Genomic DNA, 15458 nt, shown 5'->3' on the forward strand with positions numbered 1-15458 from the left:
TGTCTTTGTTAAAGATAGTGAGCAAACGAAAATCAAACGTAAACAGTAAGATATTTTCTTAATTTAGAGGTGATTTACGTCACTAATTGCCTTATTCTGAATGCATATTTTTGTAGGTTTGTTTGTTTTACCTACAGCTTGTCATTTATTGGTTCCTATAAATTATGGAGTTCCTCTGATGAAAATTGTTTCCTATAGCACCAAACAGTATGATCGCAAACATATGGAACAGGTCAACCAACAATCAGAGTTTAATTTTAATATTGAATACTTTGATTTTCCATTAACGGTTCAAACAGCCAAAAACGCCGTCGGTGCTGATGCAGTCTGCATTTTTGTTAATGATGAAGCGAACCGTGCTGTGCTGGAAGAGCTCGCGGCTCTCGATGTCCATATTCTCGCGTTACGCTGCGCAGGCTTTAACAATGTTGATTTGGATGCCGCCAATGAGTTGGGCATTCAAGTCGTTCGCGTCCCGGCTTATTCCCCTGAAGCTGTTGCAGAACATGCTGTTGGCATGATGCTATGCTTGAATCGCCGTATTCATCGTGCGTATCAACGTACTCGAGATGCTAACTTTTCTCTTGAAGGTTTAACTGGCTTTAATATGCATAACCGTACTGCGGGTATTATTGGTACGGGCAAAATTGGCCAAGCCACACTACGAATTTTAAAAGGTTTTGGGATGCGCTTACTGGCTCATGACCCATACCCTAACCAAGCCGTCCTTGATCTGGGTGCCGAGTATGTCGATTTAGATACCTTGTATCGGGAATCCGATGTTATTTCTCTGCACTGCCCTTTAACACCGGAGAACCACCATTTACTGGATGAAAATGCATTTAATCGCATGAAATCGGGCGTGATGATCATCAATACCAGCCGTGGAGCATTAGTCGATTCTGCGGCTGCTATTAATGCACTTAAATCCCAAAAAATTGGCGCATTGGGCATGGATGTGTATGAGAATGAAAGAGATCTATTCTTTGAAGATAAATCTAATGATGTGATTCAAGATGATATCTTCCGCCGATTATCTTCTTGCCATAATGTCTTATTTACTGGTCATCAGGCGTTTTTAACCGAAGAAGCTTTAACAAGTATTAGCTTAACAACACTGAGTAATATTCAACAAATCAGTCGTGGCGAAAGCTGCCCGAATGTTGTGAAGCCTTAGCAGGATCTTGCATCATGAAAAGATTGATCCCGCTCACTCTCTTTGGTTTGTTACTTGCAGCTTGCCAAACCCATCAAGTAAAGGCAGGTAGCAGTCAGCAATCCCTTGAGCAACAGCTGATGCATCATAATTTTGTCTTAACTGAAGTGGATGGTCAGCGCATTGCCAAAAAACAGACCGCGCCGTCCATTTCATTCGGTGAAAAATTGTTTGTCTCTGCCTCTATGTGTAATGACTTTAACGGAATGGGCGCAATTAATAATGCAACATTGAAAGTTAAAACATTAAGTAAAACAGAATTAGAGTGCGTAGATGAGGATCTTTCACGATGGGATACCTTAATTAACCGTATGTTAACAAATGGTGCAACAGTAACATTAACCAAAGATCATTTAACGTTGACACAAGGGCATTATAAACTTGTTTATACCTTGAGTGATTATATGCAGTAATTCTGCCTTTATTACAAAATAAAAAACCGCCATTTTTAATCTGGCGGTTTTTTTATCTTATTCTATTGCTATCCGTTAAAGGCTACTTAGCTTGGCTGAATAACAAATTAATTCCCGTCGCTTTTGATGTGCGATCCATATAGTCATGAATTGTGGTGCTAAAACCTATTTCTTTCACAATACTTAAGCTGCGCAGCACAGGGAAAATAATAAAATCGTTAATATCCACAAGTGCTTTGTTACGCTTTTCTAGCCATACATCTAATAGATCCATATGCGGCTCTAACTCAATCAACAGCGTGTGCGTTTCTTTACGCAGTACGGATAAATTATCCCCATGAAACTTGCTAACACGCTGGATATATGCGGTTTTAGCCGCCTCTGTCGCTATCTCAGGAAATTCAGATTCAGTAAAACGTGGTGTCACTAATTTAGATACCGTCGAAGAAACTGCTTTATACCAGCTATCAATTTCAGGGCTAATTTCTCCTGCAGCTAAACGGGGTTCACTTAATTGGTCAACATAACGCACAATATCTAAACTCTCAGGTAAATAGCTACCATCTTCTTTCTCTAGAATAGGTACCATTTTGCGTCCTATCATACGTGTTGGGGTTTCGATATCGTTATCCAACAAAATAACTTCTTCTACCGCAACTTTTTTTAAGCCAAAAATCATTCTGGCACGAACACAAAATGGACAATGATCATAGATATACAGTTTCATGTTACCCTCGCACACTCAGTGATAAAGCAAATTAAGTTAACTCAAGTATACTTGATCTTTATACTTAGTGTAGCGTTAAAGAAATTTCTTTTTTATTATTTCATATAATGGATTTAGTTATATTTAATTATAAAAATCAAATAAAACAAAATACAAATTAAATTTTAATTCACAAATAAATCACGATATTGTATTTTAAATTCATTAATTTATATTTTCATTTATATTCAAAATAAATAATTTTTAAGGAGATGGGAAATATAGAATATCTCCTAACCAACAAAAAAAGTTCCAAAATGGAACAATTTAACCAAACCAATCAATATATTAAACAATTAGATTACAAATAAGAAAATGTCGATTTTATTAAATAGACAGGTTTAACCGCATAATTCTAGCGGGATATTCTTATTGTTATTTCAATTCAGAATATTCAAAATGGCATTACAGCAACAAGCCTCAAACTTTTGAATATTACTATCGTTAAATGAAAGACTATCATTGAAAGTTAAACACTTTAATTTGACGTTAAATTTAATTATTAGCTTTTAAACCAGCTTGTAATTTAATATAATATATAGTGAAAACGACTGATAATAACCTTAATAATAAGTTGAGTATGTCATATGGACATTCATAGTGTCATTGGTCTTAGAATAAAAAACCGGAGAAAAGAGCTAGGCTTGTCAGGTGCAAATCTAGCCAATAAGTTACATTTAAGTCAGCAGCAAATATCGCGGTATGAAAATGGAGTCAACAAGATCCCGATCGACCATCTGCTTGATATTGCTGAAATTTTAATGTGCCCAATCGAATGGTTTTTTAACGGTTATAAAAGTGAAATTAATAATAACGATGACCATTCATTCGATATTCCGAATAGAGAATTACAATACGCAGCAGAAAGTGTAATTATTCCATCTAAACATCACGCATAATAATCTTTTTTTGATTATCTAAAAGTACCCAGTTAAGGATAATGTAATAATTAATCTTTATTGATTAAAATTAGCCTCCTGGGTATTTATTTCTTTTGAAAAATTAAAATTGCATATTATATATAATAAAACATCCGACCTCACACCACTGGCCAGCATTAATTTAAAAATAAAAAAATCGCATGTTTTTTATTAAAAATATGCGATTCATTATAGAAAATTAATGTGCTTTTTAATCGTAGGTTACATTGAAAACCAAATGCGACCGAACATCACCTGCCGAAATCGCTCTTTCATAAGGAAAATATCGAGCTGTTAAAGGAAAAATTAACAAATCATCTTGATTATTCACTACGGTACCTACTTTATAACTACGAGTAAAACTTAATGGTGCTTTACTATTTCTCTCTATCACTTGAATACCAACACCCTTTGCACCATTAGTTCCAGCTTCTTCATTTCTTAGTACACCATTAACATCACTAGCCGAAGCGTTTCCACGAAAATCAATATTAAATGTAGTTAATCCTGAATAGGTAATTCCACCGTTACACTCCATGGTAATATCAAAATCAATCTCTCCCACAGGTGCTTGATAAGCGGTCAATTGATTGCGCTTTATCGGCGCGAGTGTCACATTCTGTTCTCGTCCACCATTGATTAAGCAAGATGGCGATACAATGGTGATTGCATTTCCTTGTAGATACGTCCGAATTAGCGGATCCGTATTATGCTTGTAACCATATTCAGTGTACTGCCCATTGGCAATTGTGCCAGAACCTGTTTTTCGTGCAGTTTTTATCAACGTTAATGTGAACGTTGAGTTTTCAAGGTATACGCTTACACCATTTCGCCCGCCGTAAATCGTATGAGTACCGGGATAGAGAATATTGACTTGGTTTCCACCTCGTTCAAATTTCATTCCTATCCCTGGGATACTGGATTGATAAACGCCATCACCTAAATGACGCAGGCCGCCCATCACCACTTCAGCTTGAAGCGCATTCGTTCCATAGCATGTTAAATACGATTGATAGCCATTAGTACGCATAGGCCATTGTTTTCTCATAATAACCCCTCCAACAGGAAGGTTTGGATCAACAACAACATTGCCTAAAGTCATATTGAGATCTATTGGTCTTACATTCTTGCGATAACAAACATCTGCATATCCGAAAGCTAATGCATACTGAGTAGTAAGGAGAACACCAGCACCAATTAGCCAGCGCCATTTTTTGATCATTGACATAGACTCTCCTGACTGTTTTCCGCCGTTAATGGGAACGAGCACTCGCCGCCTTCCCACTTTACTGTCGCAAGTTTAGATTCATTATTACTGATAAAAACGGTACCACCTTGCCCTACAACACCAATGTAATTCCCTTGTGGGTCCAAAACATTGGCACCAAATGGCAGCGCTTTATTGTTTGGTCGAACGACGCTATACACCGCATTTTTCTCAATTTTCGTATCAAAAACAACTTTTACAACACTACCCTCATACGGTACAACTTGCGCTGTGGTGCTGTTAAACACGATGTCTTCTGGGCTACCTTTCGGGTCAATGTCGACATTATTAATACGATAAGGACGAACATAAGGAGCCAACGCATACCCATGGCTATCAATTTTGGTATTCTGTGACCCCATGATAGAAGCCCCTTCCGCGCCTTTCGCTTCTATTAATGCAATCGTTGAAGAGGTATTTGGCGAGAATGTGACTCCACCAGCATGCACCACCATTGATCCATTAGCTGAAGCACCATATTGGCGATAACCATTACCTTGGCTGTAGTTCGCATTCGTATTCACGACTGAAGTTTGGTATCCCGTGTTCAGTGCAAAGTTACTATTACCGTGTTCTTCAATCGACGTATTTAAACCATAAGTCCAATTATTTTCTGTATCAAATGATCCATTAACACCCACTTGTGAAGAACCAAATTTATCATTATTAAAGATGGTGTTTGAGGTAATGGCAGCGTAATTACGATCCCCGAAATAGAGCGGGAAATTCACATTTAAACTCACACGGTCATCTTGCGTTCTTTGCGTATTATCTGAATAAACTCGCATAAATGAGATGCCATACGAAAAGCGTTCAAATTGATTGTTGTAATTTAATTGATACTGTTTTTCGATACCGCTACGGTTCCAATAACTTGAAATACGCCCAGTGAAATAGAAGCTTCCTAAGTCGTACGGTAAATTTTGGTTAATTGTGTAGCTAAAACCGTTTTTCTCGCGCCCTAATGAGCTATCTATTCCTTTCTTATCTGCATCAATCGTGTAAAGCGCATTAGAAAGACTATAATAATCTTCTGTTGAATAACGGTATGCCGCTAGCACAAGGTTTGTGTCAGTATCAGAAAATAACTTGTTGAAAGTAAACCGGTAGCTTTGCCCCATATCCGTTTTTTGATTGAATACAGTTCTTGATTGAGTAACATCCACGGCAACCGCACCAATGACTGTATTCACTCCCGCACCTAACAAATAAGCCTGATAATCATCAAATGCAGTGACACCACCATACAGTGTAAAAGTGTTATTTAAACCGTGCTGCAAAGTACCTTGCATAATGAACGGCTGGTTACTGATACCTTTAGCATCTGATTTACCGCCGGACAGTTGATAACGGGTATAACCGGGACGTAGTAACTGCGCCATCGACGTATAAGGCACACTAAATGAAGACTCACTTCCATCGGCCTCTTTGATAGTTACGACAAGGTCATTACCATAACCAGATGGGTATACATCATTGAGGTTAAATGGCCCTGGGGAAACTGAGGTTTGATAAATAACGACATCGTTTTGTTTGACGGTAACAAGGGCATTGCTTTGTGCAACACCACGAATTTCAGGTACAAAAGAACTCATGCTATCAGGATACATCGTATCGTCAGTGGCAATTTTAGCCCCTAATAAACTGATACTGTCAAACATATCCCCATCAGTATAAAACTGACCAGCGGTTGCTTTAGACTTCAATCCAACAATAGGACGTTGTAAATAGGTTTGGTTACTGTGCCAATTAGCACCCTCTTTACGTTGCCAATTTAAATTTCCAATATGCTTTAATAACCAACCGTCATAACTTAACCCTGCATTTAATCCGAGATAAGCACTCGCATTATTGTTACCGTTTGAGTGACTATCATAATAGTTACTCATATAGCCCAAATTCAATGCAGGGATCCCTGTCTCCCAGAATTGTTCAGAGACATAGCCACGAGATGATTTCTGCTCATAAATTTGAGGAACAGAAATATCAACTCGTAACGTTGATGAATGAAATGTGTCGCTAACATCAGGGTCACTATTCCACTGAGTTAAAAAAAGGCACTCTTGACTATCGGGTTTTGCCGTCGGTGCAAATTTTTCGATATTAATACCCAAGTCAGATAACAGAGCTGGGGTATAGCAAGTTCCTAACTGTCCATTTTCTTTTGCGACGAAATCAAGGTCGTATCGCCCTTTCCAACTCCCATTGGTATACACATCAACGGAATATTTTCCTGGGCCGATCCCTGTCGTATTAAATCTGTCAAAATCAACGTTTTCTTGACTACCTATAATGAAACCGCTGTTAAATTCATACGTGGTATCTTCTTCACTCCAAGCATAAAACGAAGGTAAAGCACAGACTGTGACTAAACCTGTCACTGAGAGTAAGTTTGTATATTTATTTTTTAACTCTCTCTGCTTCATTCTAAATCCTATTTAACGGTAGTTTTTACCGCTACATCTGAGCCGTAATCATTGATATTGTTAATAATAATCTTAGTTCCTGACGTCAGTGCACGCTTGAGCGTCACCGTCGACTGGCTTTTAGGCTCTAAAAAAATTGTTTCATTATTCAATCCGTTAGAACCATCAGTAGAAATTTTTGTAATAGTAATAAAGTATGGTGACGGGTTGCCGATATTAAGTTTGCTGCCATCTGCTTTAACAACGAGTTGTTCAGGAGCAAGCTCGCGACTACCTAGGCCTGATGGGCGATAGAAAAATTTAAAACGAGAACGAATAGCCAATTGCAGCACATTTTGATTTTCTTCTGCTTTATTTTTGACCATTGGTGGAATATCTAATAGATTCAGCCACCATAAGGATTCTCTGTCTTGCGGTAAGGCGGATTTATCCATCAGCTTAATGCGGATGGTTTGCCCACCTTTTGCTTCAATTCGGGAAATCGGCGGCGTGAGTTGAAATGGCGTTTTAATGGTATCAGGTGTTTCAGATGCATCACCTGTATCAAGCCATGTTTGAGCCATAGCAGGACGGTCAGCCGTATTATTTAATTGGATAGTGATTTCTTTTTCATCGCTAGGATAAACAAAACGAGTACCGTTAACGATGATGTTATTTGCAAATGCTGTCACACTAGACAGTAAGCAAAGACTAAATAGAATGGCTTTCATGTGGGCCTCAAAACAAAAAGCGGCAGTTAACCCACCGCTTACTAACTCATGCTTTTATCGAAAATGCCGATAAAAACTGACTGAAAAATTAGTTATAAGTAATTTCGTAAGTCGCGTAGCTTTGGATTTCCCCCGCGCTTACAGTGTCAGGAGTTGCTGTAGAGTAACCAACATAGTAAGTGAAACGGGTATTGCTACCGTTTTTCTCACCAATTGCTTTTGGTTGGCTTGCTTGACCTGGGAAAATTTTAGTGGTTTTTTCGCCATCAGTAGACAGTGCTAATTGGATGTTTTTAGCGCCGTTAACAACGGTGTTAGCTAAGCTACCGTTAGTATTAGCGGCTAAGTTACCACCAGTCCAACGCACACCTAAACCTGCAGTATCAGTAACAGGTTTGCCGCTTTGTGCACAATCACTGATTTCGATAGCAAAAGTTTTTGGTTTTAAAATAGTGTTAGCGCCGCCGTTTTTAACTTCTTGTAAAGAAACAGGTGCTAAATACACAGTTGCATCGCTGCCTTGACCATCAACGGAAACGTTACAAGAAACATCCATTACTTTACCGTTAAAGTTAACTTGGCCACCGCCAACGGAAGTTGCTGCATTTGCTGTTGTGAAACCAAGAACTGTTGCTGCGATAGCAGTCAGTAAAACTTTTTTCATTTTCAATTCCTAAGATGAGTTTTTTATTTATTGCTTATACAAATTATTAAGAGGTCTTTTATTCATTCTTGGGTAACAGCAAAAACAGAGTCCGACCGTATTAAAATACAGCCAGAAGTCAGCATATTTAGAGCTTCAACGGATCACCGTAATGCGCACATAAGCAATAGCTCAGTGATATCTGTTTTTGACCAACAAGTTGTATGACCACTAATTCGAAGCAAAGAATACATAAAAACTTATGTGTCATTAAATCGTTTTTACCTTAGCTTCTTAACAATTTGATAGGTGTGACCTATTGCAAATGATCTATCAATCGAAATAGTCAATATATTAATCACACTTAATAAGTCATATTTAGAGGGTGAATTAGATAATTACAAGTCACATACTTAAATGCATAACATTTAAATTTGTTTTTATAAGATATATGAGATTTTTGTGAATATTTTAAATTTGCGATATAAGTTAAATTTTGTATTTTTATTTACATTTAGACACTTTTTCTATTCTTTTAATTACAAAATGAATTCACCCTATACGTGTTAAAAACACGTAATTGATAAATTATTCTTATGCAATTACTCGATGTTCATATTGAAACATTTGCCAATAAATAAAATTAAATATCGAATTATTATTCTAATACCCAATTAACTCTAAATGAGAGTAAAAGAATTATCTATAACTTTATTGCGCCTTAGGTTGAAGTAAAAATTTATATAACAACAATTTCTTAGTGACTAACACTATCATAGAGGGAATAGAAAAAACGCGGTAAAGAGGCAAGGAAAATATTTATGATAAAAAATCATAAATACCGCAAGATAATGCTCCTGTCATATAATAAGGCTTTGACAATTTAATCTTATTAAGAGTATCAAGGTATGAGGCTATGTAAGCGGAAATAATCATTTCTGATCTAACAATACTAAATAAGTGGTACTTTTTAGCCAAAAACTTGATCTGCGTCAAAATTTGACACATTTGCGTAATTCAGTGATATATAAGGTTATTTTTCAAAAACAGCAATTCGACCAAATTTATAAAAATTGCCTAAAAAAAGCATATTAGGAATATTCCTAAAAACGCATTTTGTGAGTTTCTGATTTACCTTATGTCTTCATTTTGAACAAAAAAGCATTTAAAGCTAAGTGCTAATCGATTTTAACACTACCTATTCTACTCATCTTTTCAATAAACTAACGTGACAATAACGTTAATCATAGTTCTATTTAGATAACATTGACTCATTAAATTAGTTCTTCAATGACAATAAGATATTTGAGCACAATAAGACAGAAAAAGTATATTATTTCAACATCCTACTGAATATTACTTAAAATCATCACGTGTGTTAATTAGGCTGACCAAATATTATTTAAATATCACTCTACTTTTTATTAAAAAATATTTAACATTTGAACATTGCTAAATATAAGCCAAATTTGTTCTCGTTTTTGAGTAATTTATTTTAATAAGCTCCTCAAAATACAAATTTCTTATTTATAACAAAAGATTTTGACAGGCGGGCAAAACTGATGGTTCTTTATTCGATTTGTCGTTTTTCATCGAATTGAGGGCTTTGAATCTAGTTAAAGGCGCAGGATAAAAAAACCGCTCCATATAAATGAAGCGGTTTTTTAGAAAAGTCCATTAATGATGCATTATCTGGCGTTTGGTCGGTTCATAATATGATCTTCCCACTCTACCACATCAATTTCTCGTACTGCGATATGGCGAACTGAGATACCTTCATTATGCATTGCAGCTTTTGAACCGGTTTTCAATGGATGCCATGCAGGAAGCGGTTTTCCTTCCATTAACAAGCGGTATGCGCAGGTACTTGGTAACCAAGCAAATGTTTCCAGATTATCCCGAGTCAGTTTTATGCAATCTGCTTCATATTTGAAACGATCTGCATAATGTCTGCACTGACAGGTTTTAATATTTAACTGGTTGCAAGCCACATTAGTGAAATAGATCTCATCGGTGTCCTCATCCATTAATTTATGCAAGCAGCATTGCCCACATCCATCACAGAGAGACTCCCACTCTTCATCGGTCATTTCATCTAAGGTTTTAACCTGCCAGAAAAACTGAGACATAATACTGCAAAATCCTATACTTAAATGACTCTAGTGGTCAGTGAACTATCATTAATCGTTAGCTTTAACATATCCCCAGAAGCCAATGGCCCCACACCTTCCGGTGTTCCAGTTAAAATAACGTCCCCAGGACGCAGGGTAAAGAAACGGGACATATAGCTAATTAGCGGTAAAACTGGTGTGATCATATCACGGGTTGAGCCAGACTGACGAACCTCGCCGTTGATTTCTAAACTCAGTGACATATTTTGCAGGTCACTGGTACCACCGACGGGAATAAATCCAGAAATCGGGCATGAACCATCAAAAGCTTTGCTTTTTTCCCATGGCTGCCCTACTTTCTTAAACTTTGCCTGTAAGTCTCTTAAGGTCAAATCAAGTGCTACCGCATAACCGGCAATTGCACGAGCAACCCTATCTTCATCCGCATTTTTAAGAGGCATACCGATCAAAATCGCCATCTCAACTTCGTGGTGAACCGAGCCTAATTCTTTAGGAATAACAATTGGCTGGTTCACATCACACAGGGCAGTTTCCGGTTTAATAAATAAGACAGGCTCCTCAGGTAATGCTGAACCCATTTCTTTAATATGTTTGGCATAGTTACTGCCCACACAAACTACTTTATTGGCAGGGAAGTCTAATAAAGCGCCTTGCCAGTCGCGATGTTGATACATGTCGGTAACTCCTATTATCGTTATTGTATTTTTGCAGCGATGCCATCCGCCATCATACAAACACTTAATGCGAAATAATATGAACGATTCCAATGCATAATCGTGCGGAAGTTTTGGGTCACTAAGAATGTTCGACCTTCAGGGTCATCAGGAATAACCACCCATGTTTTCACACCTGGCGAAAGTTGAGAAAATGCAGGTAATTTCACCCCTAATTTTTCCCACTCCTGAACGGTTTTCCCTTGTTCCGTTTTAACCCCTTCTAAACTACGGTTAAAATCAGCAGGTAGTGAAACTTGATAGCCCCATGGTAATGCAGATTGCCACCCTTCGGTGGATAAATAATTGGCAACTGAAGCAAAGACATCGGCTTTGTTATTCCAAATGTCCATTTTACCGTCACCATCACCATCTGCGGCATAGGATAAATAAGAAGTTGGCATAAATTGGCTCTGCCCCATCGCTCCAGCCCATGAACCTTTCAGTTGCTGATCTTCTGGGATATAGCCTTTATCCATGATTTCCAGTGCGGCTAATAATTGCTTACTAAACAGTGCTTCACGACGCCCTTCAAAAGAGAGTGTGGCAAGTGCTGAAATCACATCTTCTTTACCTTGTGAACGACCAAAACCACTTTCGAGTCCCCATAAAGAGACAATGTATTGCGGCGGCACGCCATATTTTTGGCTAATTGCGTTTAATACAACTTGGTTTTCATAGTACTTTTCAACACCCGCATTAATACGAGATTGTGGTAAGACATTTTTTAAATAGCTGGCTAACGTCACTGTTGCGCGTTTTTCAGGTTGCCCTTTATCCGCTTTTACGACACGTTCAAGGAAATAAATGTTAGCAAAGCCACGATCAATCGTAGATTGTTTGATACCTTGAGCCACAGCATGTTGTTTCAGCAATTCCACATAAGCGGGGAATTGTGAAGGTTCACGTTGCTCAATTGGAAAAGCTTTATCTAGCGCGATAACTTCTTTCTCAATCGCAGCTTCTTGTGCCGTTGTCAGAATTCGAGTTTCGTTTGCTTGAGTTGCAGCTTTTTGAGTCTGTGGAGCACTACAACTTGCTAAAAGCACACCAGCGACTAATGTATATAATAACGTTGGCTTCATTTTTATCCTCCTGACGATAATGGCTTTTTAAGGATCATCCTAAATTATCTTAGTCGTTTAATTCGCGATACTCAGAAAGTAAATTTTCAACCGGAGGTGGGAATTGCAAGTAGTAACCAATGTCTTGGAGGTCAGCTCGAACTCGCTCAATGTCCGCATTTGCTAGCTTTTCACGTTTATCCAATGAAATTAACATTGAAAACTGTGGTTTGCCAAATTGCTTGAGGAGTTCTTCTGGAACGCGTGAAAAGTCATCTTTCTTTTCGACATATAAATAAGTTTGATCACGGTTCGGGCTTCTATAAATTGCACAAATCATTATATTTAACTCTTTTTCTTGGTTCGTAAGCTTGCTTGAAGTATGCAGTAACTATAACATGCTATTGTTTTACTGAGTATCTTCACCCGAGGATTGTTTCGGAAATTTTAATTTGCTGAGTCTAGATAGATGCCACAATCGCCAATAGAACTTAAAGGCAGCAGTTTTACTCTTTCAGTCATTCACTTACACAGTGAAGAGCCTAAACTCATCAAAAAAGCGCTGCAAGACAAGGTCAATCAGGCTCCTGATTTTCTTAAAAATGCCCCAGTTGTTATTAATGTTGCAGAATTAACTCACCACGCGGATATGTACAGTATTCACAAAGCGATTGTCTCTGCTGGTCTTCGAATTGTGGGCGTCAGTGGTTGTACTGATCCACTGTTAAGACAAAAGATCAATGAAGCGGGCTTGCCAGTGCTTATTGAAGGTAAAAGCAAAAAAGCGCCAGAACCTTCAACAGATGACGTCTCTTTTGCGAAATCTGATATTGCCCCGCAACCTGCTCCTATCGAATCTGCTTATCGCAAAACCCGTATTATCAATACTCCTGTTCGTTCAGGTCAGCGTATTTATGCGCCAAATAGTGATCTCATCGTCACAAGTAATGTTAGTGCAGGTGCAGAATTATTAGCAGATGGTAATATTCATATCTATGGCGTTATGAGAGGTCGTGCCCTTGCTGGTGCCTCTGGTGATATGGAAAGCCAGATTTATTGTACTCATTTGCAAGCAGAGCTAGTGTCCATTGCAGGCGAGTATTGGTTGAGTGATCAGATACCTACTGAATTTCTCGCCAAAGCAGCTAAACTTTGTTTAGTTGATAACAAACTTAATATTGAATACTTAAATTAGACCTTATTTACAAGGAATTATTCATGGCACGCATAATTGTTGTTACTTCTGGTAAAGGTGGCGTTGGTAAAACCACTTCAAGCGCGGCCATAGCTACCGGCCTAGCTCAAAAAGGGAAGAAAACCGTAGTTATCGATTTCGATATCGGTCTGCGTAACCTTGACCTAATCATGGGGTGTGAACGTCGAGTAGTCTATGACTTCGTTAACGTTATCCAAGGTGATGCAACTCTTAATCAGGCGTTAATCAAAGATAAACGCACTGAAAACCTTTATATTCTTCCTGCATCACAAACTCGTGATAAAGATGCGCTGACTCGTGAAGGTGTTGAAAAAATTCTGGATGAACTCAGCAACGAAATGGCGTTTGACTTTATTATCTGTGACTCTCCTGCCGGTATTGAGAGTGGCGCATTAATGGCGCTGTATTTTGCTGATGAAGCCATTATCACAACTAACCCAGAAGTCTCTTCTGTTCGTGACTCAGACCGTATTTTAGGGATTTTATCCTCTAAATCACGCCGCGCAGAACAAGGTCAAGACCCAATTAAAGAGCGTTTATTGTTAACTCGCTATAACCCAGGTCGTGTGACTCGTGGTGATATGCTGAGTATGGAAGACGTTTTGGAAATTCTGTGCATTCCATTAGTGGGTGTGATCCCAGAAGATCAGTCTGTTTTACGTTCATCAAACCAAGGTGAACCTGTCATTCTGGACTCTGACTCTGAAGCAGGACAAGCATATAGCGACTGTGTAGAACGTATTTTAGGTGAAGATCGCCCTATGCGTTTCATTGAAGAAGAGAAAAAAGGCTTCTTAAAGCGTCTATTTGGGGGATAAATAATGGCTTTATTGGATTTCTTTCTGTCGAGAAAAAAGACGACAGCAAATATCGCAAAAGAGCGACTGCAGATCATCGTTGCTGAACGTCGTCGCGGTGATAGTGAGCCAGCTTATCTTGCTGATATGAAGCGAGATATTTTGCAAGTTATTTGCAAGTATGTTCAAGTTGACCCAGAAATGTTATCCGTACAATTTGAACAAAAAGATGATGATATTTCTGTTCTCGAATTAAACGTCACCCTTCCTGAAGCGGAAGAAGGTAAAGACGTTAAAGAAGCAAAACCAGCAGAACAGTAATATTGTACAATGCCGCTATATCGCTATATTTATATAACGCCATAGCGGCTTGATTTTGTTATCGATTTCAGTATCAGTCTAATTTGAAATTGATTTTTAATATCATTTTACTGTTCATATTTTCAGGTGGCTTACCGAGTGGCTTGCAACGCTTAATCGCATCCAATATCGCCTGTTCGAAAAATTGGCTTTTTTCTGAATCCACCACTTTCACATTGACCAACTCGCCTTTCTCTGTGACATCAAACTGAACTTGAATATCCCCTTGCATACGCATTTTTCGTGCTCGTCGCGGGTACTGTTTATGGCTATCAATTTCCCGTTTGATTTGGTCTAAATAGCGCTGTTTGGCATTAGTGTTATTTTCACCATCAGAAAAATGTGATAGATCACCTTGCTGCCCTGCTGCTAAAGAATTTGCTGTGTTTTCGCCTTCTTTTGCTTTTTGGGTTTGCAAATCATCCCGAGAACTTTCTTTCTTGGTTTTTTCTTCCGGTTTAGCCTTATTTTTTACAAGATTACGTTTTTCAGATTTCACCTCTTTGGGTATTTTATCAGCGACGGTATTTGAGGCATTATCTTGATGGCTACGCTGCTTGCTGACCTTGATATTCGCGTGCTCAAACTCCTCAATGGCATTGAGTTCACCGCCAGTTACCGATTGGCTTTCTTGGGGGATACTCACTTGTTGCTCAACTAAAAACTGGGTTAACGCGACGGTCACCACTGGAGAAATCAACGGCGCAGTCATTTTGAATGACAATGAATTGAATGCAAAAAAACAGAAATAAATAATGGTGCCGTGTAATAAGCCAGAAAGCGGTAATCCATAATAAATTCGAAAATAATTCATG

At 38.2% G+C, this 15458-nt stretch carries 16 protein-coding genes; 6 read left to right on the forward strand and 10 right to left on the reverse strand.

Translation table 11 applies throughout. The annotated features are described in order from the left end of the window. Positions 1 to 178 precede the first annotated feature (178 nt). Both PR799_RS00610 and PR799_RS00615 read left to right on the forward strand, forming a co-directional pair. On the forward strand, positions 179 to 1177 hold the full coding sequence (locus tag PR799_RS00610) for a 2-hydroxyacid dehydrogenase (protein ID WP_272521012.1): 999 nt from the start codon (positions 179 to 181) through the stop codon (positions 1175 to 1177). A 14-nt stretch (positions 1178 to 1191) separates the two neighbouring features. After that, positions 1192 to 1629, forward strand: a complete 438-nt coding sequence (locus PR799_RS00615; protein ID WP_154626799.1) for an META domain-containing protein — start codon at positions 1192 to 1194, stop codon at positions 1627 to 1629. Positions 1630 to 1711: 82 nt separating this feature from the next. On the opposite strand, the gene grxB is transcribed toward PR799_RS00615, so the two are convergent. Beyond that, positions 1712 to 2356 carry a glutaredoxin 2 gene (grxB, locus tag PR799_RS00620; protein WP_154626795.1) on the reverse strand — a complete coding sequence of 215 codons (645 nt, stop codon included), beginning with the start codon at positions 2354 to 2356 and terminating at the stop codon, positions 1712 to 1714. A 626-nt stretch (positions 2357 to 2982) separates the two neighbouring features. Between grxB and PR799_RS00625 the strand changes: the two genes are divergently transcribed. Further along, the gene (locus PR799_RS00625) at positions 2983 to 3294 is read left to right on the forward strand and encodes a helix-turn-helix domain-containing protein (protein WP_132495890.1); all 312 of its coding nucleotides are present in this window, start codon (positions 2983 to 2985) and stop codon (positions 3292 to 3294) included. Positions 3295 to 3526: 232 nt separating this feature from the next. On the opposite strand, the gene PR799_RS00630 is transcribed toward PR799_RS00625, so the two are convergent. The 8 genes from PR799_RS00630 to PR799_RS00665 all read right to left on the reverse strand — a co-directional run bounded on the left by PR799_RS00630 (position 3527) and on the right by PR799_RS00665 (position 12610). Further along, a complete protein-coding gene (locus PR799_RS00630; protein WP_272521013.1) occupies positions 3527 to 4543 on the reverse strand; it encodes a fimbrial protein in 1017 nt (338 codons plus the stop codon). After that, positions 4534 to 7008, reverse strand: coding sequence for a fimbria/pilus outer membrane usher protein (locus PR799_RS00635; RefSeq protein ID WP_272521014.1), 2475 nt, complete (start codon positions 7006 to 7008; stop codon positions 4534 to 4536). Before PR799_RS00635 ends, PR799_RS00630 begins: the two co-directional genes overlap by 10 nt. Positions 7009 to 7016: 8 nt before the next feature. Continuing rightward, complete coding sequence (locus PR799_RS00640) at positions 7017 to 7718, reverse strand: fimbrial biogenesis chaperone (protein WP_132495887.1); 702 nt, start codon at positions 7716 to 7718, stop codon at positions 7017 to 7019. An 88-nt stretch (positions 7719 to 7806) separates the two neighbouring features. Then, complete coding sequence (locus PR799_RS00645; RefSeq protein ID WP_154626787.1) at positions 7807 to 8382, reverse strand: fimbrial protein; 576 nt, start codon at positions 8380 to 8382, stop codon at positions 7807 to 7809. A 1667-nt stretch (positions 8383 to 10049) separates the two neighbouring features. After that, positions 10050 to 10493 (reverse strand): YcgN family cysteine cluster protein, encoded by a 444-nt coding sequence (locus PR799_RS00650; RefSeq protein WP_224061158.1) that lies wholly within the window; start codon positions 10491 to 10493, stop codon positions 10050 to 10052. A 17-nt stretch (positions 10494 to 10510) separates the two neighbouring features. Continuing rightward, positions 10511 to 11167 (reverse strand): fumarylacetoacetate hydrolase family protein, encoded by a 657-nt coding sequence (locus PR799_RS00655; RefSeq protein ID WP_272521015.1) that lies wholly within the window; start codon positions 11165 to 11167, stop codon positions 10511 to 10513. Positions 11168 to 11187: 20 nt separating this feature from the next. Beyond that, a complete protein-coding gene (locus PR799_RS00660; protein WP_272521016.1) occupies positions 11188 to 12291 on the reverse strand; it encodes a lytic murein transglycosylase in 1104 nt (367 codons plus the stop codon). 49 nt (positions 12292 to 12340) lie between these two features. Then, entirely contained in the window at positions 12341 to 12610 is a 270-nt protein-coding gene (locus PR799_RS00665; protein ID WP_154626776.1) for a YcgL domain-containing protein, read from the reverse strand. 129 nt (positions 12611 to 12739) lie between these two features. On the opposite strand from PR799_RS00665, the gene minC reads away from it, so the two are divergent. From minC to minE, 3 genes are read left to right on the forward strand one after another with little or no spacing between them, the layout of a single operon-like run. Further along, entirely contained in the window at positions 12740 to 13465 is a 726-nt protein-coding gene (gene minC / locus PR799_RS00670) for a septum site-determining protein MinC (RefSeq protein WP_154626774.1), read from the forward strand. A 23-nt stretch (positions 13466 to 13488) separates the two neighbouring features. After that, positions 13489 to 14304 carry a septum site-determining protein MinD gene (minD, locus tag PR799_RS00675; RefSeq protein ID WP_036948201.1) on the forward strand — a complete coding sequence of 272 codons (816 nt, stop codon included), beginning with the start codon at positions 13489 to 13491 and terminating at the stop codon, positions 14302 to 14304. 3 nt (positions 14305 to 14307) lie between these two features. Next, entirely contained in the window at positions 14308 to 14604 is a 297-nt protein-coding gene (gene minE / locus PR799_RS00680; RefSeq protein ID WP_036948203.1) for a cell division topological specificity factor MinE, read from the forward strand. A gap of 73 nt (positions 14605 to 14677) precedes the next feature. Here the strand turns inward: minE and PR799_RS00685 are convergent, their stop codons facing one another. After that, positions 14678 to 15457, reverse strand: coding sequence for an energy transducer TonB (locus PR799_RS00685; protein ID WP_272521017.1), 780 nt, complete (start codon positions 15455 to 15457; stop codon positions 14678 to 14680). Between the last annotated feature and the right edge of the window lies 1 nt (position 15458).

This window comes from Providencia sp. PROV202 (genome assembly GCF_028479565.1).
Lineage (GTDB): Bacteria > Pseudomonadota > Gammaproteobacteria > Enterobacterales > Enterobacteriaceae > Providencia > Providencia zhijiangensis.